22 protein-coding genes are annotated in these 25,526 nt (G+C 44.4%); 5 read left to right on the top strand and 17 right to left on the bottom strand.

All coding sequences use genetic code 11. The features are described 5' to 3' along the window. Positions 1–71: 71 nt before the first annotated feature. From BQ2657_RS07915 to BQ2657_RS07890, 6 genes are all read right to left on the bottom strand, one after another. Entirely contained in the window at positions 72–1,601 is a 1,530-nt protein-coding gene (locus BQ2657_RS07915; protein ID WP_075580135.1) for an ABC transporter substrate-binding protein, read from the bottom strand. Between the two features lie 16 nt (positions 1,602–1,617). Continuing rightward, the gene (locus BQ2657_RS07910; protein ID WP_075580134.1) at positions 1,618–2,589 is read right to left on the bottom strand and encodes an ABC transporter ATP-binding protein; all 972 of its coding nucleotides are present in this window, start codon (positions 2,587–2,589) and stop codon (positions 1,618–1,620) included. After that, positions 2,576–3,559: an ABC transporter ATP-binding protein gene (locus BQ2657_RS07905; protein ID WP_083236213.1), complete on the bottom strand. Its 984-nt coding sequence runs from the start codon at positions 3,557–3,559 to the stop codon at positions 2,576–2,578. Before BQ2657_RS07905 ends, BQ2657_RS07910 begins: the two co-directional genes overlap by 14 nt. A gap of 11 nt (positions 3,560–3,570) precedes the next feature. Then, entirely contained in the window at positions 3,571–4,485 is a 915-nt protein-coding gene (locus tag BQ2657_RS07900) for an ABC transporter permease (protein WP_232709038.1), read from the bottom strand. Further along, positions 4,482–5,441, bottom strand: a complete 960-nt coding sequence (locus BQ2657_RS07895; protein WP_075580132.1) for an ABC transporter permease — start codon at positions 5,439–5,441, stop codon at positions 4,482–4,484. Before BQ2657_RS07895 ends, BQ2657_RS07900 begins: the two co-directional genes overlap by 4 nt. 338 nt (positions 5,442–5,779) lie before the next feature. Further along, complete coding sequence (locus BQ2657_RS07890) at positions 5,780–6,703, bottom strand: LysR family transcriptional regulator (protein WP_075580131.1); 924 nt, start codon at positions 6,701–6,703, stop codon at positions 5,780–5,782. Positions 6,704–6,875: 172 nt separating this feature from the next. Here BQ2657_RS07890 and BQ2657_RS07885 point away from each other — a divergent pair, with 172 nt between their 5' ends. Beyond that, positions 6,876–8,300 carry a M20/M25/M40 family metallo-hydrolase gene (locus BQ2657_RS07885; RefSeq protein WP_075580130.1) on the top strand — a complete coding sequence of 475 codons (1,425 nt, stop codon included), beginning with the start codon at positions 6,876–6,878 and terminating at the stop codon, positions 8,298–8,300. A gap of 79 nt (positions 8,301–8,379) precedes the next feature. Here BQ2657_RS07885 and BQ2657_RS07880 read toward each other — a convergent pair whose 3' ends face one another. The 7 genes from BQ2657_RS07880 to BQ2657_RS07850 form a co-directional block, all read right to left on the bottom strand. Further along, positions 8,380–9,480 (bottom strand): hypothetical protein, encoded by a 1,101-nt coding sequence (locus BQ2657_RS07880; protein ID WP_143224855.1) that lies wholly within the window; start codon positions 9,478–9,480, stop codon positions 8,380–8,382. A gap of 92 nt (positions 9,481–9,572) precedes the next feature. Continuing rightward, a complete protein-coding gene (locus BQ2657_RS07875; RefSeq protein WP_075580128.1) occupies positions 9,573–10,610 on the bottom strand; it encodes an NAD/NADP-dependent octopine/nopaline dehydrogenase family protein in 1,038 nt (345 codons plus the stop codon). Positions 10,611–10,693: 83 nt separating this feature from the next. Further along, complete coding sequence (locus BQ2657_RS07870; protein WP_075580127.1) at positions 10,694–12,052, bottom strand: sodium/glutamate symporter; 1,359 nt, start codon at positions 12,050–12,052, stop codon at positions 10,694–10,696. A gap of 211 nt (positions 12,053–12,263) precedes the next feature. Further along, entirely contained in the window at positions 12,264–13,799 is a 1,536-nt protein-coding gene (locus BQ2657_RS07865; protein ID WP_083236212.1) for an AbgT family transporter, read from the bottom strand. 30 nt (positions 13,800–13,829) lie between these two features. Then, positions 13,830–15,116: an L-cysteine desulfidase family protein gene (locus BQ2657_RS07860; protein ID WP_075580126.1), complete on the bottom strand. Its 1,287-nt coding sequence runs from the start codon at positions 15,114–15,116 to the stop codon at positions 13,830–13,832. Between the two features lie 12 nt (positions 15,117–15,128). Further along, positions 15,129–16,313, bottom strand: a complete 1,185-nt coding sequence (locus BQ2657_RS07855) for a M24 family metallopeptidase (protein WP_075580125.1) — start codon at positions 16,311–16,313, stop codon at positions 15,129–15,131. A 27-nt stretch (positions 16,314–16,340) separates the two neighbouring features. Next, a complete protein-coding gene (locus BQ2657_RS07850; protein WP_075581026.1) occupies positions 16,341–17,339 on the bottom strand; it encodes a uroporphyrinogen decarboxylase family protein in 999 nt (332 codons plus the stop codon). Positions 17,340–17,569: 230 nt separating this feature from the next. On the opposite strand from BQ2657_RS07850, the gene BQ2657_RS07845 reads away from it, so the two are divergent. Beyond that, positions 17,570–18,538 carry a LysR family transcriptional regulator gene (locus BQ2657_RS07845; protein WP_075580124.1) on the top strand — a complete coding sequence of 323 codons (969 nt, stop codon included), beginning with the start codon at positions 17,570–17,572 and terminating at the stop codon, positions 18,536–18,538. A 145-nt stretch (positions 18,539–18,683) separates the two neighbouring features. Here BQ2657_RS07845 and BQ2657_RS07840 read toward each other — a convergent pair whose 3' ends face one another. After that, complete coding sequence (locus BQ2657_RS07840) at positions 18,684–19,583, bottom strand: LysR family transcriptional regulator (RefSeq protein WP_075580123.1); 900 nt, start codon at positions 19,581–19,583, stop codon at positions 18,684–18,686. 217 nt (positions 19,584–19,800) lie between these two features. On the opposite strand from BQ2657_RS07840, the gene BQ2657_RS07835 reads away from it, so the two are divergent. The 3 genes from BQ2657_RS07835 to BQ2657_RS07825 are packed head-to-tail and all read left to right on the top strand — an operon-like array spanning position 19,801 to position 23,012. Continuing rightward, complete coding sequence (locus tag BQ2657_RS07835) at positions 19,801–21,114, top strand: 2-hydroxycarboxylate transporter family protein (RefSeq protein ID WP_075580122.1); 1,314 nt, start codon at positions 19,801–19,803, stop codon at positions 21,112–21,114. 24 nt (positions 21,115–21,138) lie between these two features. Continuing rightward, entirely contained in the window at positions 21,139–21,933 is a 795-nt protein-coding gene (locus BQ2657_RS07830; protein ID WP_075580121.1) for an alpha/beta hydrolase, read from the top strand. Positions 21,934–21,962: 29 nt separating this feature from the next. Beyond that, complete coding sequence (locus BQ2657_RS07825) at positions 21,963–23,012, top strand: Rpn family recombination-promoting nuclease/putative transposase (RefSeq protein ID WP_232709037.1); 1,050 nt, start codon at positions 21,963–21,965, stop codon at positions 23,010–23,012. Positions 23,013–23,139: 127 nt separating this feature from the next. On the opposite strand, the gene nhaC is transcribed toward BQ2657_RS07825, so the two are convergent. The 3 genes from nhaC to BQ2657_RS13400 all read right to left on the bottom strand — a co-directional run bounded on the left by nhaC (position 23,140) and on the right by BQ2657_RS13400 (position 25,467). Beyond that, positions 23,140–24,576, bottom strand: coding sequence for a Na+/H+ antiporter NhaC (gene nhaC / locus BQ2657_RS07820; RefSeq protein ID WP_075580119.1), 1,437 nt, complete (start codon positions 24,574–24,576; stop codon positions 23,140–23,142). Between the two features lies 1 nt (position 24,577). Further along, on the bottom strand, positions 24,578–25,132 hold the full coding sequence (locus BQ2657_RS07815; protein WP_075580118.1) for an L-2-amino-thiazoline-4-carboxylic acid hydrolase: 555 nt from the start codon (positions 25,130–25,132) through the stop codon (positions 24,578–24,580). Positions 25,133–25,344: 212 nt separating this feature from the next. After that, positions 25,345–25,467: a hypothetical protein gene (locus BQ2657_RS13400; RefSeq protein ID WP_261796404.1), complete on the bottom strand. Its 123-nt coding sequence runs from the start codon at positions 25,465–25,467 to the stop codon at positions 25,345–25,347. Positions 25,468–25,526: the final 59 nt, after the last annotated feature.

Below are 25,526 nucleotides of genomic sequence, written 5' to 3'. Positions count from 1 at the left end.
AATAATCTCCTTTGAAAAATGGCGTCCTCTCCACTCCAGATCAGACGCCATACAAGCCATATTATATTCCGTTATTGACTTACAGAAACAGTAGAGAATTGGTGAGCACCTAAGGGATTGGGTTTAAAGCCCTTTACATGTTTTCCCATTCCAATCAGCATCTGTTCATAGAATAGGCTAATCTGTGGATTATCTTTAGCCATTAAATCAAAATACTCATCATAAACTTTTTTTCTGCCTTCTTCTGTTTTCTCATTCCGAGCTTTATTAATCAGTACAGTCATTTCATCATTGAAATATGTTTGTCCATAGGTCGTGGGCAGGAGTTTCTGCATGATAAAATCAGTATCTCCAGTAATATTATTAAAGAAGCCGATTTCGATAGGAACTTCGTCCCCAGCAAAAAGTTTTTCCTGGATTTTGTTGCTGTCCATTACAATTTGCTTTACATTGATTCCAACTTTTTTCAATTGATCCTGTACTACTGTAGTCAGTTCTTCATAAGGCTGTCCGGAACGAACATACATTTCAATTTCAAATCCATTGGGATATCCTGCTTCTTTTAAAAGTTCTTTGGCTTTTGTCTCATTGTACAGATTCCCCTGATCTTTCGCTTTATCGTACCCTTTTACAGTGGGAGTCACCAACAAGGAACCAACCTGACCATACCCATTCATTACGACATCAACCAAAGGCTTTTTATCGATTGCATAAGCAATTGCCTGACGGACTTTTGGATTCTTAATGGGAGTCTTCGAATTGCATTTAAACATCAAAGAATAATATTTATTACTATTGGCTTTCACTAAGCTCAATTTATCATTTTGTTCAATAGAAGCTGCATCAGAAGTAATTACATCGGTTACGATATCTGCTTCTCCATTCTGCAACATAACCGTTCTCTGAGATCCTTCAGGGATAATCTTAAATACAAGATTCTTTGTCTTGGCTTTATCACCCCAATAGTCATCAAAACGCTCCATAGCAATAGAATCAGATTCTGCCCGTTTCACGAACTTATACGGACCCGTACCTACTGGTTTTTGTCCAAATCCGCTTTCCCCTACTTTTTCAAAATAACCTTGAGGGAAAATCACTGCAACAGGATAGGTCAAACAACTGATCAGTGTCGCATAAGGCTTTTTTGTTTTAATCGTAACTGCATAATCCCCATCTGGCTGGATATCAGCCACCCAGTCCATATAAGTTGAAACAACCGGGCTTTTGGCATACCGCATAAGAGAATAAACAACATCTTTCGAAGTCATCGTAGTCCCATCATGGAATTTTACTCCCTTTCTCAAGTTGAAATGCCAAGTGGTATCATCGATTTGTTTCCAATCCGTAGCCAGGCAAGGATCTATTTTCTTCGTATCTGGATTGTATTTCACCAGACCCTCGAACATCTGGCTGTAAATGGAAAACGAACGCTGGTTCATGGCTTTGCCAGGATCAAGGGAGGTCACATCTTCATTTTTCAGAACTGTCAATGTATCCTTTGCAGCCCCTTCCTTACCGGATCCACCTCCGCAGCCTGCCAAAGATAAACAGATCATAGCTGCTGTAAATAAGCTCAATGTCCTTTTTACTATTTTTCTCATTTGTCTCCCTCCCAAATTATTTCTGTTGGACTAAATGACAGGCTACGTAATGTTCCTGTCCCACATCAACCAAGGGACAGTTTTCCTTTTTGCAAACTTCTTTGGCAAAAAGGCAGCGTTTGGCGAAACGGCAACCTGCCTTCATGTTGATTGGTGACGTCACTTCGCCTTTCAGTTGAATCCGCTGCATCTTGATATCTGGATCAGGTACAGGGATTGCCGAAAGCAGCGCTTTTGTATATGGGTGCAGTGGATTTGTAAACAATTGCTGAGGTGTACCCATTTCCACCATCTGTCCCAAATACATAACCATGATCCGCGTCGAAAGATGTTTGACAACAGAAAGATCATGGGTAATAAAAAGATAAGTCAGTTCCATGCTTTCCTGTAAATCCTGCATCAAATTCAGGATCTGGGCCTGGATGGAAACATCCAGGGCTGAGACAGGCTCATCACAAACAATGAATTTTGGCTGCAGCGCCAGGGCTCTGGCTATGCCAATCCGCTGCCTTCTCCCTCCATCCAATTCATGAGGATAGGTATTCACCAATCTTCTGGCAAGTCCTACCTGTTCCATGATTTCCAGGGTTTTCTTATTCATTTCTTCCCGCTGGGATTTTTTATAGATTCCCTGGATGATCATAGGGGCTTGGATCAATTGACTCACTGTCATCCGTGGATTCAAAGACTCATACGGATCCTGAAAAATAATCTGCATATCTTTCCGTATCTGTTTTAATTCCCTTTTATCCATCTTGGTTACATTTTTCCCATTGAAATAGACATCACCACTTGTAGGCTCCTCCAATCGCAAGATGGATTTCCCTAATGTGGATTTTCCACACCCTGATTCACCTACGACACCTAATGTTTCCCCTTTTTTTATAGAAAAATTGATATCATCTACTGCGGAAAGGATCCCGGCAGGAGTATTGAAATATTTTTTTAGGTGTTTGACCTTAAGTATTTTCTCCCTACTGTTTTCCATATTTCTCTCCCCCCTGACCTTTCAAAAAGCAGCGAACAAAATGGCCCTCACTGGATTGATACAGTTCTGGATGTTCATTTTGGCATTTTTCTGTCGCATACGCACATCTTGTACAAAACTTACACCCTTTGGGAAGATGCACAGGATCGGGCGTATTTCCTGGAATCGGTGTCAAACGTTTCACATCTTCATTGATTTTGGGAATAGAAGTGAAAAGACCTACCGTATAAGGGTGCTTCATATCCTTAAAGATATCATGGACTGTTCCATATTCTACGATTTCCCCTGCATAGATCACGGCAACACTCTCACAATTTTGTGCTACCAACCCCAAATCATGAGTGATGAGAATCAGGGAACTTTTCATTTGAGTACGGAGTTTCTGGATCATTTCCAACACTTGGGCCTGAATCGTCACATCCAGAGCTGTTGTTGGCTCATCCGCAATAAGCAGCTTAGGGTTACAAGCAAGAGCAATAGCAATCACCACACGCTGACGCATTCCTCCGGAGAACTGATGAGGATATTCAGAACTCCGTGCAGCAGGTATGCCCACCAGTTCAAGCATTTCTTCTGCTTTTTTCATAGCCTCCGCATCATCGACTTTCTGATGATTCTGTACCGCTTCTGCAATTTGTTCGCCTACTGTTAACACTGGATTCAGCGCTGTCATAGGGTCCTGGAAAATCATAGCGATTTCTGATCCACGGATTTCCCTCATTTTTTCAGGTTCTAGCTTTAACAAATCAGTACCTTTATAAAATATTTCTCCAGAATTAATCCTAGCTGTTCTTTCTGGCAGAATTCTCATGATACATTTTGCTAAGGTAGTTTTCCCTGCGCCGGTCTCACCAACGAGTCCTAATGATTCTCCTTCTTTTAAAGAAAGATCTATATCATTGACAGCTTCCACAACCCCATCTTCAGTAACATAGTCGATATTGATTTTATTAATTTCCAAGAATGCCATATTCAAATCCCTCAATTCTTTAACTTTGGATCCAGCGCATCTCGCAAGCCATCACCGGCTGCATTAAGGGAAAGCACCGTAAACATAATTACCAATCCTGGAATCAGGGAAATGTGCCAAGCCTGTCTCATATATGTTCTGGCCGCATTTAATATCGAACCCCATTCTGGCGTTGGGGGCTGAATTCCGATACCAAGGAAACTCAACCCGGCTATAGCCAAAATAGCCTGTCCAATATAAAGTGAAGTTTGCACGATAATAGGAGCCATTGCATTCGGCAAAACATATTGAGTAATAATCAGCCTATCGTTGGCTCCAACCGCCCTAGCTGATTCTATAAATTCTCTATCACGAACAGTCATGACAGAAGCTCGGACTATTCGTGCCAATCGTGGAATCTGAGGGATAGCAATCGAAAGGACTAAATTAAAAGTTCCTGTACCTAAAGCAGTGACGACGGCAATTGCCATGACCATTGAGGGAATAGAAAGAAAAACATCCATGATTCGCATAATGAAATTATCAATTTTACCGCCATAATAACCTGCAATAGAACCTAGTACCAATCCAATTGCTAAAGCAAATAATATAGAAGACACCCCAATAAACAAAGAATATCTAGTTCCCCAGACCATCCGGAAAAAAATATCTCGTCCATATTCATCACAGCCAAAGATATGCTGCATACTTGGCTTTGCAAGTTTTCGATAAATATCCTGCTTCAAAACCAATTCATTATAGACGCTTTCATGAGTTACAAGATCGATTACAATCGTCCCCAGTGCGATAATCAGGAGTGCGATGACTACAACCAATCCGGCAACAGCGACTTTATTTTTTTTATACCGATGCCATGCTTCTCCCCATAAGCTTCTTCCCTGATATTCATTCATTCCTGTAGCCTTCTTCATTCCCTGCTGAGTCATTTTGAACCTCCTGCACTTTTATATTGTGCTTTAATCCTAGGATCAATATAAGCATATAAGATATCTACAAAAAGATTGACCACAGTAAATAAAATGGAAAGGACAACGACACATCCTAAAACACTAGGTATGTCCTGTGATTTAATGGATTCGATTACATATCGCCCAATCCCTGGCCAAGCAAATACGGTTTCAGTAAGGACCGATCCACCAAGCAATACACCAAAATTCAAGCCAACTACAGTAGTTACCGGAATCAAAGCATTTCTCAACATATGACGGAGAGTGATTGTCCTTTCATCTGTTCCTTTTGCTCGTGCCGTATCGATATAATCAGCTCGGATGACCTCCAACATAGAAGAACGTGTTGTCCGTGCAACATTGGCAGTACCGCTCAAGCTCAGAGTGATAGCCGGCAAAATAAGGGATTTTAAAAGACCGACAGTCCCTCTCCCCATTCCAGATGCAGGGAATAAGTGAAGATGCTGGCTAAATACCATAACCAGCACAAGTCCGACCCAAAAAGCAGGAGCCGCTGCTCCAAATAAGGTGAAGACCGTTGAAACATTATCAAATATACTGAATTGGTGTTTTGCAGAAATAACTCCCAAGGGAATGCCAATGATCACAGTCAGAAACACACCGGATCCAGCCAGAATTGCTGTATTTGGCAACCGGGAAGCGATTTGCCCTGCTACAGAAGTTTTGTAAGTATAGGAAATCCCCAAATCACCATGGAGTAAATTCCCCAAATATCGAAAATAACGAACAAAGAAAGGATCATCCAATCCCAATTGTTTATGGAGATGAGCAATATTTTCTGCAGTTGCAGCATCGCCAAGCATGATTTTTGCAGGATCTACATTCGACTGATCCATGATAAAAAATACAACAAGGATTGTTCCCATCATAACAGGAATCAGCATAGCAAAGCGTTTCAGGATATATTTCCACATAAATAAGCCCTCCTAATAATTATGCATTTATATTACTTTATACTTATGCATAGTAAAATTAATAAGTTAATTGGATTTCTTTGCTAAATTATCATTTTTCCCTAACATTTATATTAAATCACTATTAAATGTTTCATGATTTATTATTAAAATAGCATATCTACCTTAAGATGTATATTATATATATCTTAGAATAGAATTAATATTTTCTTATTCGTGTCTTTTTTGTTAACTTTGTTACTTTATTTCACTATTTCATTCAAGTGTATTGGCTTAAATAAATTTTTAACATAAAAGAGCCACTGGTTTTGCAACCAATGGCTCTTTTGCTGAATCATTTATTGAAATGGATAACATGATTTCAGTATCGTTAACGCATATTTTTCATAGTCCGTAAGAATATGGTCTTTTAAATAACAAATATAGATATTATTCTGTCGTAATTGGGGCGTTGAAAAAATACAGCTGATAATGGGCTTTTTCAGGTGAAGCTGCTTTAGATAAGACTCCCTCACAAAGCAGATTCCCATATTTTCAGAAACCAGTGCAGCAGCACAATCAAACATACGAATTTCAACAGTTTCAGAAGGATAAATATTTTCTTCTTCAAAAATAATATCCAACTGTCGTCGAATATTTTGTATGGTCTTAGGGAGAATGAAGAGTTCGTTCCTACAGACTTTTAAATCAATATATGGATATAAATCTTCTTTATTGTTAGACTGAAGATATCTTGTCAGTCTACTTTCTTTCGACATAAGAAGTAGCAACTGATCTTGAAAATAACAATCACAATGAAATTCAGAAGATAGATTATTCAAGTGCATAATATAAAAGGTACAACTGTGTTTCTTCTGCATTTCTTCCAAAGAACTGTTCAGCATCTCATGGATGTCGATTTTAACGTTGGCATATTTTTTGTGAAATGCCGGAAGAAGCTGAGATAAGACTTGAGGACTGAGTGAAGATTCGATTCCAATGGAAAGTTTTCCACTCATATTGTTATTGAAATCATTCAGTCCCGCATGGAATTCTTCATCTAAGCGAAGCATTTCTTTTGCTTTTTGTACATATAATTCACCTGCAGGAGTCAATACAAACTTTTTGCCACTCCTATCGAAAAGCTTTACTCCAAGGATCTTTTCTATCTTTCTCACATACATACTAAGTGCTGGTTGAGAGATAAATAATTTATCAGCTGCGATTGAAATATTTCCATATTTTGCTAATATCGTAATATATTTTTCTTCTTTTAAATCCATGATTTATACCTGCTAAAATAGTAACGAAGTAAACATTTTTTGAAAAAATAACAATAAATTAGCTTTATCTTAAATTATATATACTATACATTCTGATTGCAATATGTTAATTTTTCTAATATCAGTGACTTTTTTTATTAAACTGTAACTTCTTAGAATGAGGTGATTGTAGATGAAAGAAGGAAACCAATCGGTCAATTCCCAGATAAACGACATCTTTACTTTTATTGATGCTCATAGAGAGGAATATATCAAAGAATTAATAGACTTCATTTCGATAGAAAGTACGGCTTCTCAAAAAAATGAAAGAGAAAAAGCTCGTGTCTTCATAGAAAAGCAGCTGCAGAAAACAGATCTACCATCACATCGATTAAAAGTAAATAAGGGAAACGATCTCCTGACTTCTGAAAAACAGGGTCTCAAGCAAAAAACAGTTCTTTTTTACAACCATTATGATGTAGTCGAAGCAGGCGATCCGTCGAAATGGGATTCAGGCAAGCCTTTTGCCTTAACAGAAAAAGGGGATTTCCTATACGGACGGGGTATTTCAGATAACAAAGGTCCTTTGCTCTCTCGTATCCAGGCTATAAGAGCCATCCTCAGCGTTACAGGTACGCTTCCCGTCACTATCAAATATCTATTTGAAGGTGATGAAGAAAGTGGAAGCCCCTCCATGATGGATTATGTTGAGAATCATCCTGCACTCTTTCGAGAAGCTTGCAAAGCTGATATTTGCTTCTGGGAAAATGGGCGCCGCCAGGGAAATGGTGGCCCGTGGGCCCGTTATGGTGTACGTGGTAATTGTTCTTTTGATATAAGCGTCAAAACAGCAACAAATGATGTACATGGCCGTATGGGTTCCATTGTGCCCAGCGCATCTTGGCGTTTAATTTGGGCTTTAGCATCTCTTCAATCACCCGATGGAAAAATTAAAATTAAAGGTTTTTATGATAATATCGAAACCCCAACTGAATACGAATTAAAGATATTACGCGACTTTCCTTATGATGAAGAATTTGAGAAAGAGAAATTAGGATTAGCCCATTTTGTCAATCATGTATCTGGATTGGAATTAAAAAAGCAAATGTATTTTACTCCAACCATGTCAATTTGCGGACTGGAATCAGGGCAAATGTATATTAAACCCCGGGGCATCGTACCGCATGACGCTCATGCAAGACTATCCTGTTATTTAGTTGCCAATCAGGATCCCAATCGGATTGCAACATTACTACAGGAGCACTTTAAAAAATTAGGTCTTTCGGATATAAAAGTTGATTATCTGGATGGTACTTTCCCGGTAAAAACATCCATGGAAATTCCAGAAACTGCCTGTCTGGAAAAAGCGGCTCTTCTTGCTTACAATAAACCCTTGGTTAAAGAAATAACCCAACTGGGAGCAGGTCCAGCTATAGCTTTACGCAGAGTGATTCCTGATTTAAAGATTATTGGAATCGGCCCAGGCAATACAAACAGCAATCATCATTCTCCCAATGAAAATCTCAAAGTGGATGACTATATCCGCTCCATGAAATTTATTGTAGCTTTTTTATATGAGTACAGTAATCAATCATTAAAAGAAGATGATTTGCACTGACAGTGTTTCCATTTTTCTTTGTTTTCAAATTTATAAAGGGACTTGTGAATTCACCCAAATTCACAAGTCCCCTTTTAATCTATTTCTTCCAAAACGCCGGAATCCCAAATAGCTGAATAGGATCTTCCTCCTGTTTGATTCCCATCAACTGCTTCAATTGAGAAGAAATGCCGTCCCATTTTTCTTTAGCCATGGCTTTTCCGATGGGAGTACGCGCTTCTCCATACAGCCGGTCAAATACATAATAGACCACGTGGGCCTGGGATTTGGCAGATTGATCAGCTCCCCAGCGATTGGTTGCCAGATTCCGCCACTTGCTGCCTTCCGGAACTACAGATGCAGGGACAAACTGAGATACCAAATCTGCATCATGGATATAGTCGGCCAAACGGTTTTCAGGTTCCGGATAGACATATTTCCAGGCTTCCGGTACTTCGGGGAACATTTTATCTACTTGATCTCTGAAATACCAGTATCCGGTCGAATGTTCTACAATGCAGGCCTGGAGCAGAGCAATGTCTTTTGGTTTGAAGCCTTCTTTCTGCAAAAGTTCCCCGGCCAAGACTGCTCCCGTCAAATGATGGATCAAGCCCCGGTTATTTCCCAATTTGTGATTTCGGAACATTTCCGCTTTCTCCATGAATTCATGGGATTTTTTCAGATATCCTCTTTTTCGAAGTTCCGCTGTCATTTCGATAGTATTTTCCAGCAGTTTAGGATTGCTCAGTACATAATCCTTATCCTGTTTGGCGATATTATGCAGTAAGTCCCCAGCAATGGCAAGACGAGTTTCCTTTTTAGAAAGCTTATCATGTTTTGCCATCTGGTACACCAGGGCCGTACATATCCGATTGTGAAGGATATCATTCTGAGGTTTTGCCATTTGTTTCTCTGTAGTCAGGATCATATCATCCATGGTCTTCTGTAAATCAGGATATTCTTCCAGATACTGTTTTTCCAATTGCGCATAAGGAGCAGGGAGCGGATATTTATCCTGCACAGCCGCTTGACAAGTTGAAGAAAACAAGAAAAGACAAATCCCCATAGCCAACAGATGCCAAAATCGTTTCATTGATAATTCCCCCCTTTGTTCAGCAATTTTTAGACGATGCTTACCGTTTTTCATTATGGTATTTTTTGTACCCAACTCCTTCCCTGTATTTATTTTATACAATTCCATTTTACTACGTTTCTGCAGAAATATAGGAATTTTCTGATTTTTATCTCATCATTGAAAAAGGACCATGGATAACATTTCCACGGTCCTTTTTCCTATCCCATATATTTTTTCAAATCAACCTCAGTAAGATCCGGTTCTCCCCTGCTGAATTCTTCTCCCAGTACCAGTCGGTACAGATCCAGCATGGCATCGATATAGGGTGTCTCCACTCCATGTCTTTGGGCCAGTTTCTGGATTGGCAGGATGCCAAAGGGAATGTCTTCTGTAAAATGGCGTGAAGCAAAGTCGGTGGGAGATTTGGCCGTCTGATAACTTTTAATTTTTTTGAAAGCCGTATACAGATCCGTATAATCGCTCTGCCATGATTTATTGAACAGCTGCAGCAGGCTTTGCCCTTTGACACCGATTTTCTCCAACAGGGCAAGCCGTTCCCGGTCCACTTGCTCCGTATAGGCAACCCCTCTAGGAGACGTATATTCCGACGCAAACATCAATTTTTCCTGGCCCGCATCAATGGCTGCCAGATTGAACAGATCCAGAGGGCAATGGGCTATGGGGTTGGACATATTCAAAGAAGTTTCTAAAACATTGCCCACCGGGTGCAGCTGGGGAAAGACAGAAAGAAGTTCGGTACTGACTGTTTCCGCACAGGAAGCCGGGTAGGTACTGTAATCAACGGCTTTCTTCAAAGATTTCAAATAGCTCTGACCCGTCGTTTTGAGAGAGGCCGCAAAAATCTGGGCTCCCGTTTCTCCCAGGATGATTTCTTTTTCTTCCAGTTCGTTCCCCAGGCATTCGGCGAATTCCACAGCACCCCAATTTCCGTTGAAGATCAGGATCCGCTGCCCCTGCTGCAGCTTTCCCTTTAACGCTTCTGCAATGGGCCGGTGTCCGATTGCCGTGGTAAATACCAAGAGATATCGGCTTTCTCCAACGGCTTCTCCGATAGCTTGGCAGGATTCAGGACGGAACACTCCAACGATTTGCCCATAAATGGAGATTCCATTTTCTTGCAGTGCTGCAATCTTATCCGGATTGCGGTCCCATACAGTGACTTTATGGCCCTGCTCCATCAAATAACAGGCTGCTGCATGGCCGGTCTTTCCCATTCCCAATATGGTAAAATCCATGATTGATTCCTCCAGTGGCTGAAAAGAGGTGTGAATCTTATGGCTCACACCTCTTCTTGTTCAATTTACTTTTCAAATTCCAATCAAGCAGCTTGCTTGGTAAATTTCAGCAGTCCTGCCACCCGGGCAATCAGGACGATACCCAGGAAGGCTGCGGTCCAGGCAAAGCCTACGGCCAGATTCCCATACTGTGCAATCAGGTTCGGCATCATACTGGTAAGGATGCCGCCGGCGATGAAAGGAGAGCAGAAGGGACGGCTGGCAGCGAAAGCTTCTGCTGATTCTGTCTTCAGTTCCGGATCCACCAGCCGCAGCAGCAGGAAACCGGTTGCTACCACGCCACAGGCAGTCCCAAATACCACGATGGTATTTTCGAACCAGTTGGTCTTGAACAGACGAGGGCCAAAGAAGAACAAAAGTGCAGGCATGATGATCATGAAGGCCCCCTGCTGGATGATCAACGGCAGGGCATATTTTACGATGACGGTAATCTTGACAGAAGCGATGGCCCCTGCCACCAGGAATTCTAGTGCCAGCCCTTGGATACGGCTCATGGTGGGACGGTCGATGCATTTGTTATATTTTGTCTTGATGATCAGCGCCTGTACCACCAATCCACCCAGCATGGCTGCAATGAACCAGTACAGATTGAAGTTGAAGAACAGTTTCATGGCCCGCATCAGCAGATAGCCGATGACGATAGCCCCGCCCACCAGTCCGGCATGGAAAGCAAAGATATCGATGACGTTCCGGCTGATGGTGATATTGGAGCCGACTTCACTGTGATCATGGCCCAGCAGTTCATCCACCTTTTCATCATGGGTGGTGACGTTATGAATGTACCCTTTCCGGGCTGCATAGTTGATGGCGATGGTCCCACCGACGACCCCGTACAGCAGACCAACCGTTGCTGAGGTGATGCTCAGAGAAGCGCCATCCACATAATGCAGAGAATCGAACACCATCTTCATACCGCCGGCTGTGCCATGGCCGCCGGCCCATCCCTGTTCTAGGACAGAAGCAAACAATGGATTCACGCCCATGACTGGAGTAAAGAGCAGGGCACTCATCAGGCAAGGTACTGCATATTGGGCAGCGGTGGCCAGCCTAGACCAGACCGACTGAGAAGCCGTGACCCGTCCCAGTTTGCCCAGCTGGGGAAAGCTGCCGGTGATCAGCATGGGTGCTAGGACTACGATGATCAGCCGTCCGCTAAGTGCCCCCCAGGAACTGATGACATCTTTAGGGATGACTCCCAGGACTTCCGGCCCCAGGATGAGACCGATGAGACCGGCAATCAGTGAAGCCGAAATATAGTACTTTTTCAAGAATTGGAAGCGTACCCGGATAAAGGTCGCAAACAACAGCAAAATCCCCAGCAAAGAGGCTGACCACAATAAGGAATCGATTATCGCCCCGGTAATCGGTTTCATTCCAAACATTTTTACTCCCCCTTTTTTACGACTGCTGCACTTTCTTTTTGTCCAGCATCAAGTTCAGGATTTCTACATCTGCTTCAACGTGCTGCTTGAATTTTTACTACATAGTTTCTATATAATCTATTGGTTTCTTATTTTTCTTTACAGAGGGTCCTCCCAGTTGTTTTAGATAAATCCTACTAAGTACTCTTCCAGTTTTCATCTCAGCTACCTTTTAACCACCAAAAAAGATACTTCCACCAGGGCCTAATGGCATGCCAAGCAAAAGCCAAATAACAAACTCACCAATCATAACAATGGTAAATGAAATCGTATATGGCATTAATCCAGCAATTAAAGAGCCAAAGCCCATTTTGGGATCATATTTCTTTACCGCTTCCATAAGCATTGCAATATAAGCAAATGTCGGAGTAATAGGATTTGTTATAGCATCGCCAATTCTGTAGCACATTTGTGCAACTGAAGGATCATAGCCCATCAACATGAACATTGGTACGAATACCGGAGCAATCAAGCCATATTTTGCCGATGCACTTCCCATAAACAAATTCAGCACACCACAAAACAAGATAAATACTACGCAAATCCCAATAAAGGGAAGACCTGAAGCTGCTAATCCCTTTGCCCCTTTAATGGCTATGATTGTTCCCATATTGGACCAGGCAAAATACTTCATGAATTGAGCCATTACAAAAGACAGGACGATAAATCCGCTCATAGCTGCGATACCACTATTCAGTACTTTGATTAATTTCTTAATGTTAGGAATAGTTCCCGTGACTTTACCGAATACCAAACCAGGAATAAAGAAAAACATAGAAATCATAAATACCAGGCTCTGCATAAATGGTGATTTGCCAGATACCAATTCTCCAGTTTTAGGATCACGTAAAATCCCTCCAGCAGGAACCGCATTGATGACAATCAAAATAACATAGATGAATAATGCAATCACTGCAAATTTCAGTGCTTTTCCTTCATTGGGAAGTTTTTCCTCTTGACGGGCAACATATTCACCTTGATATTTCCCTAATCTTGGCTCAACATAACGTGTCGTTACAAAATAGGATGTCAAAGTCAATAAAATAGCTGCCACACTTTGGTAGTACCATCCCATTGAAGCAGCAGCCACGTAAGAGGGATCAATTACTCGTGCTGCATTTTGTGTAAATCCCGCGCATACAATATCCGTTGTACCCAACATAAAATTTGCACAAAAAGCACCAGCGATAGTTCCATACCCACAGAGCATGCCGGCAATGGGATTCCGTCCCATATTCCCCCATACGATACCGCCTAATAATGGCATAATCACAAATCCCCCACCATTTGTAATATCTGCCAGTGCGCTAATCAAGCAAAAAATCATTATTATTTTTTTGTCTGATCCTTTAGATGAGAGAATAACGTGTTTCATGATACTCTCAAAGAATCTGGATTGATCCGCCACGCACATTCCAAACATACAAGTCAAAGTCATGCACATGACAGTAAATCCTTGGAAATTACTGATGACACTGATCAACATCCTAATAAATCCGTCTTTTGACAAAAGATTATAGGCTTTTACGGTTTTGCCAGTTGCTGGATTAATATCAGAAATTCCAAAATAAGACATGATAAAAGAACCAACTAAGCAGGCAACAATTAAAATCAAGAAAAACACCAACGGATCCGGTATCTTATTCCCTGCTATTTCAATCATATGCATTAGGCCTTCAGATTTGGATTTTTTAGTTTCCATCTCCATTTTTAAATCCCTCCCAAAGGTTGTTTTACATTAAACTTTCACGTTACCCAGCATCAGGTTCAGGATTTCTACATCGGTTGCTTTCATGCCGACCCGGCCCATATCCCCGATGGCAGCAATGGTTTCCTCGATATTTCCCTTCACCAGGCCTTCCCCATCTTTGAAGGCTCTGTGCTTCTTGGCCATGTGGACGGCCACCAGTGCCGCTTCTACAGAAGCCGCGATTTTCGCTGCACAGGAAGATTTGGCCCCATCACAGACCATCCCCCCGATGGTAGCGATGCTGTTGGTGATCACATCACAGATTTCATCGTAAGACATCCCCATCATATAGGCGATGCCGGCACCGCTGCCGCAGCCTGCACTGGTGGCACCGCAATAGGCGGACAGACTTCCGATGAACCGTTTCTGGTGGATGGAAATCAGGTTGCTGACACAAAGGGCCCGGTAGATCTTTTCCTGGGGCAAATGGTAATAACGGCCATAAACAATCACGGGAAGGGATACGGTGATTCCCTGGTTCCCGCTCCCGGAGTTGATGACCACAGGCAGCGGGCATCCGCTCATCCGGGCATCGGATCCGGCTGCCGCAAAGGCCTTTGCCTGGAGCTTCACATTGCTGTGGTCGAAATCCTCCATCAGCGTCCGGCCGATTTCTGCTCCATAGGGATGCTTCATGCCTTCCTGGGCAATGGCCGTATTGTATTGGATCTGCCGGTCCAGGATGTCTTTCACATCATCGATCTTGACGGCATCCGCAAATTCCAGGATGTCTTTCACATTCAGCAGATTCTTGTCAGGCTCACTGGAATCTGCCTGGCCATTCTTTTCCTCTTTTGCAAAGATCACCTCTCCATTTTTCACGATTTTCGTGATGTTCGAATGGTACTCTTTGACTTCCACCTCTGCAGATCCATCGCCTGCCGTGGCTTTGATGGCAACGTACAGATTGGCCACATCTTCCACCAGATGGGTGGTAACGAAATTTTCCTGCAGTAATTTCCTGCAGAGCCGGATATCTTCCGGTTTGACAGATTCCAACACCGCCAGTTCCAGAGATGCATCCCCGCCGATGACACCCAGAGCAGCCGCCACATCGATGCCCCGCTGTCCATCAGAATTGGGAACCACCACAGCTTTGACATTCTTCACGATATTTCCGCTGCAATATACATCGATATGCTCCGGCATCTTGCCCAGGACTTCCCGTACCTTTGCCCCTACATAAGCAATGGCAATGGGTTCCGTACACCCCAGGGCTACTTTTAATTCATTTTCCAGGATGGCAACATAAGTATCATAAATTTTTTGTTCCATCAAATTCTCCTTTTATTTTAAATTGACTACAATCTTTCCATTTTCCAATACGGTCAACCGTTCGTAGCCGGACTCGGTAATCAGAACAGTATCAGAATGGCGGACACCGCCCCAGGATTTATCCATCAGCCCTGGCTCAACCGTGATGACCATACCCGGTGCTAAAGGAATTTCATTTTTGGGATCCAGCGAAGGGAACTCGTGGGCAGAACAACCCACCCCATGCCCTACACGGCCGGGAAGAATCTTTTCAAAGCCGGCATCGCTGTATACCTTTGCCGCTGCAAAATAAAGGTCTTTGAACAGGGTACCAGGCTTTAAAATTTTGAAAACAGCTTCCCGCGCCCGCAGCATACTGTCGTAGGCGTGCTGTTTGAATCCATCCAAATGGCCGATGATGATGGTCCGCTCATTTTCTGCATGGTACCCATCCGTCTTGGCCCAGGCCATGGGAAGAGTCAGATCCCCCTCTTTGGGGTAATAGTGTTTGGGGCAGTCACAGCCGTAAGCAATGTGGCCTCCTGACAGGCACCACACATGGAGACTGTCAATCATGCCACCTTCGCTGGTCCCATAGCCGCAGACCTCGCTGTCCCGGAATTTTTTGTGCCACAGTTTCCGCATGGCATATTGGCCCTCGGTACTGGCTTCTGCTTCTGAATACCCCTGACTTAGATATTCAATCGTTGTTTTCACTCCTAAATCTACCAGTTCAGCTGATTTTTTAATACATTGGATTTCATATTGATCCTTTATGATTTTCTGCATATTGATCAAATTCGAAATTGAAAGAATATCTTTAGGCTTCACGATTTCCTTTATTTTTTGATATCTTGCAACATTCATGTATTCTGTTTCTAAACCCAATGTACCCTTAAAGCTTCCAAGCAATATACGGATTGCTTCAATGGGATCCATGGCGACAGGAACATTGTTGCCCCATTTCCCATATAATTTAACGTTTGAAACAGCCCCTTCATTTCTTGCATGATCAGCTCTCAAAGAATGAACTAGTAATACTGGTTCACTGGCCAGTGTCAAGATTACAAAAGCAGGCATCGAATTCAGGACTTCGTTAAAGTTGCTGTAATACATAACATTTTCCGGTTTTTCGATGATTACAGCATCTATACCTTGTTCTGCCATTTTCTCTTTAAGTTTTTCGATTCTATTTTTTACAAATCCAGCAGCATCCATTTAATTTACCTCCCTATAGCAAACTCTTCAAGCTTGTAAGGCCGTTTCAATCTCCACCTTTACTTTTTTCACATAAGCCAGCATCTCTTTATCCAACGGATACCGGATGACGCAGCCAGGTGCTAGGATCAGATGCCGTCCACCTGTCTGTTTGATGGATTCATAAATTTCGTTGCGGATCTCGTTCTTTCTGTGGTTCGTGATATCCATCCGTTCAATCCCGCACATCAGGGTCTTACCGGTACAAACCTGGGCTTCTCCCACAGAAGGAAGGCTCTGCCAGGCATGGTAGTTGAAGATCTGGACCGGGTAATCCTTCAGCAGATCGAACATGATTTCATCCCCATGGGCGTGGAGTACATTGCACCATCCCTTGGAAGTTTCCAGGACCGCTTTATCATACGGAGCCCCATATTCCTCGTAAAACTTCTCATCGCTTTTTACATAAGAAGACAATTGGGTGGCAAAGAAAATCCCATCGGCCCCCATCTCGATGACCCGTTGGACCAATTTACGGGTAGTCGCCGTTATCGCCTCCAGGGCTTGATGGACCTCTTTTCCATACCCGTTTTTCACGTATTCCTGTACTTTGTTGCCGCACAGTTTATTGGCCGTAGTGATGGGGCTGAAAGCGGTGAATACAACAGGGACTGCCTCCCCTTTCAATTTTTCCAGCAGCAGGGCCAAATAGGTCTGCTCCCGTTTCAGCGCCCCTTCTTCAATGGAGATTTCCTGGATTTTCAGCCAGTCCGCCCCACAGTGGACGGGGGTCGTAATGATTTTGGCTACACCGCCGGTCAGGACATCGGAGTAATCGATTTCACAGCCATAATCTTCGATGCTGTACATGCCATTGTTCATGGTTTTGATGATATCCACATCGTATTCTTTGTAAAAACGATAGGTTTCTTCTGCAATTGCCTCAGGATCCCGATCCACACCCGGTACATGGCTCCACATCGAATACGGGATATGATCTGTCTTTTCTCCCTTTAAAACCGCCTGAATCAATTCTTTTTTCGTCATCATAATTACATTTCCCCTTTTCTTGTATATCAACTGCTTGTTTTTTTACATTCTCTTTACACATTTATCATATCTAATACTGAAATTTCAGGCCAACTGATATTTAAAGAGGTATTAACAGGCTTATACCTGTTAATACCTCTTTAAATGAATGAGTTATTCTAATTTTACTCAAGAAAAATCCCTTTCAATGATATAATGGATTAAATGAGGAAAAAGGAGGCTCAAATATGATTAGCTTTCTAAACCTTGAATATTTTTTATTGCTTTCAGAAAGATTGAATTTCAACACGACTGCAAAAGAGCTTCATATTACACAACAAACCCTAAGTGGACATATCAATAAATTGGAAAAAAGTCTGGGAGTTAAGCTTTTCCTTTATGGTCCACCATTAAAAATCACTTCTGCCGGGATTTTATTAAAGACATATGCGAGTGAAATCTTATCTTGTAAACGAAAAATGGAAGAAAGCATGTTCGAGATGCAGAAACAGAAAAGTGGCACCATAACAATTGGTACAACTTATTCTCGTGCACAGTTTCTTTTGCCTCCCATTATCAGAGATTTCAAGAAGAAATATCCGCTGGTTCAAATTAAACTTTTTGAGGGAAATACGCCGGAAGTGGAAGTAAAATTAGTGAAGCATGAAGTTGATGTGGCAATAGGATTTCAGCCTGCTAATTTAAAAAATATCATTAGTATACCACTCTATCACGACCCATTTATGCTGGTCATCCATCCTGCGGTTTTGGAACAATACTTTCCTGACCGCCCAAGTCATCAGTTTCGTATCTATAATGACCAAGCTATTAAAGATATTATCCAGTGCTGTCCTTTTCTTATCATGCCTTCTGATACTACTGTTGGTAAATATTGTCATCAATATATTTCCGATCAAAAATTACATATTACCAAAATATTAGAATTACGTGATGTAGGTACGATGCTCAGTATGTGTTATTCTCAAATGGGATTTATGCTCTGCCCCAGGACTTTAATTCAATGTTCAACTTATCCTTTTTCGAAGGAACATATCATACATCCTCTCCCTGATTTTAAGCCACTGATGATTTCTGTTAATTATCCTGAACACCAAAGACACTCTTCTCTGATAAAATCCTTCATTAAAATTGTAAAAGAGAATTTGAATAATTCTCTTATTGCTTCTGTACGTAACGTCCCTGCAGAAGATCATTAAAGAATGATTATAATTGGACGCCAACAGCTTCCGCTAAAAGAACGCCATTGAGAAGGAACGTTCCCGTTCTTTCTCAATGGCGGTTTTTCATTTGTCCATCGTCAATCATCCGTGGCGCGGTTCTTTCGGAAAATGGATTTCTTATTCAATGATGGGAACATAATCTGCAGACGACCTTTTCTGGTTCTGTCAGTTCGTGGGATTTCTGATAGATCATATAGATTTCTCTGCCAAAAGGAGGTTCTCCGATTTTATAATACTGGGGCGAAATCTCTGTAAAAGAGCGTTCCTTCCAGGTTGTAGGAAGAAGGGTGATGCCGATGCCGGAAGCAGCCAAGCTCTGCAGGGATTCCAGGTTCTTGACCGTGAAGATTTCTTTCGGGTGGAAATCATATTTTCGGAAGAACTCCCGGGCATACTGGCCCAGGCCATAAGATTCCTGCAGCACCAGGAACTTATTCTGTTCCAACTTCTTCAGGTCCTCAGAATAAAGGGTATCTTCCCTTTTGTCCGTTTCCAAAAGATGATCTGCCGGAAGGACCAGCCAAAGCAGTTCTTTATACAGGACCACCCGATCCACTTCTGCAGGCGGATCCGGAGACGTATAGAAGGCCAGCTGCAATGTCCCATCCAAGACTTTTTTCAGGAGTCCTTCATTGCTGTTGTCTTCGACGATTTCAATCCTGATATCTGGGAAGTGATTTTCGAAATACTTCAAAACAAGGGGAGCGACCAAGGGGGTACGCGCCGGCCCCATTCCCAAATGGATGATTTTTTCCTGGCGGGTCGGTTCCTTCTGCAAAGCTTCTTTCAGGCCCTTCTCCAAAGCCAGGATCTTTTCCATATATTCCACGTAGATCAGTCCATCCTCTGTAAGGGACAGAGGCTTCCTGCTCCGATCAAAGATCCGGATATGCAGTTCTTTTTCCACGGAAGCCACCAGATGGCTTAAATGGGACTGTGATATGTACAGGGCCTCAGCCGCTTTTGAAAAGCTTCGCTTGGCGGCAATGGTCAATATGAATCTATATTTTCCGTCAATCATTTCAACACCTGCTGCTCCATCCATCATAGTTTCTACTTATTATACCTTATATACCGCCAGAACAAAAGAATATGAAAAAAGCCGCATACAAGTTATTAAAATCCCCTCATCGACATCTCTGCTGAAAAATACTATGATGGAAGCACAAAAAATCGTACGATGCATTGGCAAATACATTCCGGAATGTTTTTATTTCGAAACAGGGGGAATCATCATAATGAGTGGATCTGGGAAAACAACCGTACTGGGCATGCCCTTGCGCATGTACATCGCCTTGCTGGCAATCACCGTATTCATTGCCTGTCAGGGATACCTTCTCAACAACATCATGGGGGCCTTTGCCTGCGCCATGATTGTAGGCACGGCCTTCGGCCTGATCGGTGACAAGATCCCGGTTTGGAAAGACTGGCTGGGCGGAGGGATCCTGTTTGCCAACTTGGCAGCTTCCTTCATCAATACTTTCAAGCTGTTTCCGGAAAGCACCATCAAGACCATGACCGTATTCAACGGAAGCCAAGGGTTTCTGGAATTATACGTCGTCATCCTGATTTTCGGATCTGTATTGTCCGTTGAACGCCGGCTCCTCATCCGTTCTTTCATCGGCTACATCCCGACCATCCTGGGGGCCATTGCCGGTTCTTTCATCCTGTGCGCAGGTGCGGCGGTTCTCTTGGGTGGCAGTCCTGTAGAATCCGTCCTTTCCATCGCCATGCCTATCATGGGAGGCGGGAACGGTGCCGGTGCCATCCCCATGAGCAAGATTTACGGTGAAGTCACTGGCAACAATCCCTCCGTCTGGTATGCCTCTGCGTTTGCCGTCCTGATGCTTGGCAATATCATGGCCGTACTGTTTGCCGCCTTTTTGAACCGTCTGGGCGAACGTTTTCCCGCCCTGACTGGGAATGGGAAACTGCTGGATGTCCCTTCCCTCAGCAAGGAAGGTCCGGCCCAGAAACAAAATGCGGAAATCAGCATGATCACCTATGCAGCTGCTTTTACCCTGGCTCTCTTCGTCTACATGGGCGCCCATTACTATGCCGGCAAGGTTTCTCTCATCAACAACTATCTCCATCTGGGCTTTAAGATCCATAAATTCGCTTTCATGATCATTTTCGTGATGCTGCTGAACATCAGCAATTGTGTGCCTGACGATCTGAAAGCGGCAGCCAAGAATATCCAGGGATTTTTTGTCAAATATCTGTCCTTCCCCTTGCTGTTCTGCGTAGGACTGAGCACCAATCTGAACGATTACATCAAGGTCCTCTCCATCCAAGTCATCGTCTACGTTTTCGTCGTGGTCCTGGGAGCATGCCTTGGGGCAGCCCTGGTGGGCAAACTTTTCCACTTCTATCCCATTGAAGCCATGATCACGGCTGGTCTGTGCATGGCCAATGCAGGAGGATCCGGGGATGTCCAGGTGCTCGGGACTGCCAAACGGATGGAACTGATGCCCTATGCGGCCATTTCCTCTCGGATCGGCGGGGCCATCCTTCTGGTGATTGCCAGCTTCATGTTCAGCAAATTCATGTAATCGAAAAATCATTGAGGTGAAATCATGGAAATCAAAGAATATCAGCTTCCTCTTTCTCTGATGGGTTCCGGTTCCTGCACCGTCCGCATCATGACGCCGGATGGCTACCAGCAGACGGACAAAAGATACCCAGTCCTGTATATGAACGACGGCCAGGATGCCTTTTTCGACAAAGATATTTTATGGGGCGACTGCAGCATGGATTTTGCCCAATATTACCAAGATTATAAAGGATATCTTCCTGAATTCATCCTGGTGGCCCTGTGCTGTCCCAAGGACAGGGCGGAACGGACAGAACTGTATACGCCTTTCGTGTTGAAAGATGGAGAACGGCCCGGAGTCAAAGGGATCGCCGGAAAAGGCAAAGCGTATGCAGAATGGATGGTCCGCTCCCTGAAACCCTGGGTGGACGCAAATTACCGGACCCGGAGAGAGGCAGATGCAACAGCCATCCTGGGCTACAGTACAGGGGGCATCCTGGCGGTTTACGCAGCTTTTGCCTATCCGGATATCTTCAGCCGCCTGGCCGCACTCAGCAGTTCTGTAGCCTTGTGGAAGCAGAACGTAATCGATTTCTTCCAGACTGTAGATGCCGTCCATTTACAGCGGATCTATATGGATGTGGGGACCAACGAATTCGGCCGATTCACTACCAAAGAAGAATTCCTCCAAGGCGCAGATCTGCTCTATACAAAATACATGGAACTGCAGATCCCCAAGGAAAAAATCAAATACAATATCTATCCGGAAGCAAGACACTCCCAGCTGTTCTGGAAGCAGCGGTTCCCGGATGCGATCCGCTGGATTTTCCCCCGCTGAGCTTGCTGCAACGGAAATTGGCAGCTTACATGGATCCAACAAAGAACGCCATTGCAGAAGGAACGTTCCCGTTCTTTTCCAATGGCGTTCTTTCAGTTGCCCATCGTCTTGTTGTGATTGGAACGATTGCAGCTTATGACGGTTTTTTTCCATTTAATGACGGTCTATCTAAAAACAAGGAAGGAACTTCCTGTTTCCTGCCGAATGGATTCACTATATCCATTCTACAAGGAGGCAGAGCAATGGAAAAAATCAAGACTTTTGACGAACTCACTATCCGGGACAACTTTCTCTTCCAACATGTCATGCGCAATGAACGGCTTTGCACCCATCTCATCGAAAAAATCTTGAACATCAAAGTCCGTTCTCTTCGCTACCTGGATTTCGAAAAGACCATAGACCTCCGCCTGGACGGCAAAAGCATCCGTCTGGATGTCTATGTAGAAGATGACGAAGGCCGAGTCTATGACATCGAGATGCAGTGCTCCAACTCCCCCAAGAACGACCTGGCCAAACGCAGCCGATTTTACCAAAGCATGATTGATGGAGAACTGTTGGACAAGGGCAAACCGTATGAAGAACTGAACCCCTCTTACGTAATCTTCATTTGCACCTTTGACCCCTTCCACAAGGGTCTGCCCATTTACACATTCACCCATTGCTGTAAAGAGGATAACAAGGTACAATTAAAGGACGAAGAGACCCGGATGTTCCTGAACAGCAAGGGCAGCGAAAATGCAGCAGATCCTGATATTGCTGCCTTTCTCCGGTATGTGGATGGAAAAGCGGCTGAAGGACATTTTGTAGAAAACCTGGATCGTGAAGTCCATTTTGTCAAGAGCATGGATAAAGTGAGGCGAGAGTACATGATTTTAAGTGATGAAATCAGGAGACGCCAAAGAGAGGCTGAAGAAGAAGGCCTAGCAAAAGGCATCGCATTGGGGGAGAAGAAAGGCCTGGAAAAAGCGCAGCTTGAAATCATCAAGAGGATGCTGCAAAAGGGACAGTCAATTGCAGATATCGCTGACCAGACAGGGATTTCAGAAGAAGAGATTGCCAGGCTGACAAAATTACCGTAAAAAGCAGAACGTAAAAGCACACTGCAACATAAAAAGCCGACAGGCAAGGATTCCATTCCTCACCTGCCGGCTTTTTAATCCTTTTCACATAACGAATCCTGCAATGACAGAGAATATCACTGCGTTTTTATTCTTCCTCCCCCTCCTTTGCCTTGATCAGGAAGAGTCCTGTATACCCATAGATCAGGGCGAAGATCATGCTGCCGTAGCACAGGACGGCGTAGGGCATGTATTGGACGGTAGGGACGCCCAGGGTGGCGGCCATATAGGTCCCGGCCACGGACCAGGGCACAATGGGCACAGCGCAGGTCCCGGCGTCTTCCAGGGTACGGGAAAGAGTTTCGGGAGCCAGCTTGAATTTCTTGTAGAGGTCCTGGAACATTTCCCCAGGGATCAGGATGGCCAGGTAGGAGCTCCCGGTCACGATGCTCATGAACAGGGTGGAGCCCACGGTGGCAGCGATCAGGTTGCCCACAGAATTGATGGACGACTTCACCCGTTCCAGGATCACTTCTATGCAGCCGGCCTTGCTGAAGATCCCAGCAAAGGCGAAGGCACAGAACACCAGAAGTACAGTCCCCATCATGCCCATGAGGCCGCCCCGGTTCAGCAGGGTGTTGATGACTTTCAGGGTCTTGACCCCTCCGGCTACGGCCGGCAGCATGGAAACATTGAAGCCTTTCACAAAAGCGTTCAGGGCCACTTTCAGGGTGAATCCCTGGAAGATCATGCCCATGGCCAGGGCGATGACGGAAGACAGGAGCAGCATGGGAATGGTGGGCTTTTTGGTATAGGCTCCCCAGAACACCAGTACCGGTGGCAGCAGCAGGATGGGATTGAAATGGTACAGGGCTTCCAGGTTGGACAGCATGGCGGTCACCTGTTCCGGATTAGACAGGGTGCTTACATTGGTATTGAAGCCCAGGATGGTATAGACCACGATGCAGGCGATAGATGCAGCCCCGGTGGTGTACATCATGCTCCGGATATGTCTGTACAGGGTGGTCCCAGCTGCAATGGGGGCTAGGATGGTGGTATCGGACAGGGGGGACAGTTTATCCCCGAACACGGCACCGGACAAAACGGCTCCGGCCGTGATATCCAGGGGCAGTCCCAGGGCAATGGCGATGCCCATGATGGCCACCCCGGCGGTCCCTGCGGACCCGAAGGAAGTCCCCGTGAAGGTGGAAATCACTGCACAGACGAAAAAGGCCGTCACATATAAATAATGGGGATTGATGATCTGGATCCCATAATAGATCAGCAGAGGAATGGTCCCAGAGACCATCCAGCTGGCAATCATGCCGCCCACACAGACCATGACGAACAGGGACCCCAGGCTGCTGTGGATCTTATCGGTAATGCCTGCGATCATATCTTCCCAGCCGTAGCCCACCCGTTTGGCAATCAGGGAGGCCACGAAAGCAGCCACGATCAAGAGGGCCTGGATGGGCAGGCCGAATTTTCCATAGCCCAGCCCCAGGAGGATCAGCATGCCCACAAGAGGGGTCATGGCCTCCCCGAAGGTGGGCTTCCGGATCAGTTTGTTCTTCGTTCCTGCCATCTTATTTCTCCTTCTTTCTGGTAATGGTCATGGCACAGCCCTTCCCTTCCCCATCGGCAATGGTGGTGGGGAAATCGATGTCCACGTTGGGGAAAGCCGCACAGATGGCATAATCGCAATGGCCCAGCATATCCCGGCAAAACATCTTGATTTCTTCTGGAGCAAGGCCCAGTTCCTGAAGGGCTTCCACATGGGGGCAGTGATGGAAGATCTTCACTGCCTTGTCATCGTCCAGCTGGGTGATTTCCTGCTGGAACACCTGCAGCCCGCCCCGGGACGTCTGTCCCAGCAGGGCTTCTTTGGGCCCCACATTCTCGGCCCCATATTTTTTGGCGATCTGCTGCCCCTGGTAATACCCGAAATCCCAGCTCCCCTCCCGGATGACCCGGTTGGCATCCACTTCTGGATACAGTTCTTTCAGCTTCCGCCAGATGAAATAGATCTGCCGGGCCCGGTCCTTGTAGGCTCCCAAGACCGCTTCCCGGAATTCTTCTGGAGTGGCAGGTTCATTGATCCGGCTTTTTTCCATAAAATCCGCGATTTCTTTTTGACTCATACAAATCTCCCCCTTATTGTGAATGTATACCATTATATAATAATTTCACGTTTTTGTGTAAAATATTTTAAAAGCTGCTTTTTCTGTTACCCGTTGTTCATCATATGATCCTATTTGTCAGCATCCATGGTACCGGCAAAAAAAACGCCATTGCAGAAGGAACGTTCCCGTTCTTTCCCAATGGCGTCTTTCCATGTACCCATCGTCGTCGGTCATCCATGGCGCTGGGCTTTCGGGGCCTGGCTCCAGCAGACGATCTGCATGAGGCAGATTACTGCAGCCACGGCACCCAACCCGATCCAGAACAGCGGTTCTACATCCATCAGGTTCAACATGGCCCGTTCCTCCTTTCGTTCATCGTTGGTCGTTCATCGTTGGTCGTTCAAGAGGGAAC

Source organism: Acidaminococcus massiliensis (assembly GCF_900095825.1).
Taxonomy (GTDB): domain Bacteria; phylum Bacillota; class Negativicutes; order Acidaminococcales; family Acidaminococcaceae; genus Acidaminococcus; species Acidaminococcus massiliensis.
This window is presented reverse-complemented; position numbering and strand designations above follow the sequence as displayed.

Coding starts and splice junctions, on each gene's coding strand:
- BQ2657_RS07915 (WP_075580135.1), bottom strand. CDS start 1,601: ATGAGAAAAATAGTAAAAAGGACATTGAGCTTATTTACAGCAGCTATG.
- BQ2657_RS07910 (WP_075580134.1), bottom strand. CDS start 2,589: ATGGAAAACAGTAGGGAGAAAATACTTAAGGTCAAACACCTAAAAAAA.
- BQ2657_RS07905 (WP_083236213.1), bottom strand. CDS start 3,559: ATGGCATTCTTGGAAATTAATAAAATCAATATCGACTATGTTACTGAA.
- BQ2657_RS07900 (WP_232709038.1), bottom strand. CDS start 4,485: ATGACTCAGCAGGGAATGAAGAAGGCTACAGGAATGAATGAATATCAG.
- BQ2657_RS07895 (WP_075580132.1), bottom strand. CDS start 5,441: ATGTGGAAATATATCCTGAAACGCTTTGCTATGCTGATTCCTGTTATG.
- BQ2657_RS07890 (WP_075580131.1), bottom strand. CDS start 6,703: ATGGATTTAAAAGAAGAAAAATATATTACGATATTAGCAAAATATGGA.
- BQ2657_RS07885 (WP_075580130.1), top strand. CDS start 6,876: ATGAAAGAAGGAAACCAATCGGTCAATTCCCAGATAAACGACATCTTT.
- BQ2657_RS07880 (WP_143224855.1), bottom strand. CDS start 9,480: ATGGAATTGTATAAAATAAATACAGGGAAGGAGTTGGGTACAAAAAAT.
- BQ2657_RS07875 (WP_075580128.1), bottom strand. CDS start 10,610: ATGGATTTTACCATATTGGGAATGGGAAAGACCGGCCATGCAGCAGCC.
- BQ2657_RS07870 (WP_075580127.1), bottom strand. CDS start 12,052: ATGTTTGGAATGAAACCGATTACCGGGGCGATAATCGATTCCTTATTG.
- BQ2657_RS07865 (WP_083236212.1), bottom strand. CDS start 13,799: ATGGAGATGGAAACTAAAAAATCCAAATCTGAAGGCCTAATGCATATG.
- BQ2657_RS07860 (WP_075580126.1), bottom strand. CDS start 15,116: ATGGAACAAAAAATTTATGATACTTATGTTGCCATCCTGGAAAATGAA.
- BQ2657_RS07855 (WP_075580125.1), bottom strand. CDS start 16,313: ATGGATGCTGCTGGATTTGTAAAAAATAGAATCGAAAAACTTAAAGAG.
- BQ2657_RS07850 (WP_075581026.1), bottom strand. CDS start 17,339: ATGACGAAAAAAGAATTGATTCAGGCGGTTTTAAAGGGAGAAAAGACA.
- BQ2657_RS07845 (WP_075580124.1), top strand. CDS start 17,570: ATGATTAGCTTTCTAAACCTTGAATATTTTTTATTGCTTTCAGAAAGA.
- BQ2657_RS07840 (WP_075580123.1), bottom strand. CDS start 19,583: ATGATTGACGGAAAATATAGATTCATATTGACCATTGCCGCCAAGCGA.
- BQ2657_RS07835 (WP_075580122.1), top strand. CDS start 19,801: ATGAGTGGATCTGGGAAAACAACCGTACTGGGCATGCCCTTGCGCATG.
- BQ2657_RS07830 (WP_075580121.1), top strand. CDS start 21,139: ATGGAAATCAAAGAATATCAGCTTCCTCTTTCTCTGATGGGTTCCGGT.
- BQ2657_RS07825 (WP_232709037.1), top strand. CDS start 21,963: ATGGATCCAACAAAGAACGCCATTGCAGAAGGAACGTTCCCGTTCTTT.
- nhaC (WP_075580119.1), bottom strand. CDS start 24,576: ATGGCAGGAACGAAGAACAAACTGATCCGGAAGCCCACCTTCGGGGAG.
- BQ2657_RS07815 (WP_075580118.1), bottom strand. CDS start 25,132: ATGAGTCAAAAAGAAATCGCGGATTTTATGGAAAAAAGCCGGATCAAT.
- BQ2657_RS13400 (WP_261796404.1), bottom strand. CDS start 25,467: ATGTTGAACCTGATGGATGTAGAACCGCTGTTCTGGATCGGGTTGGGT.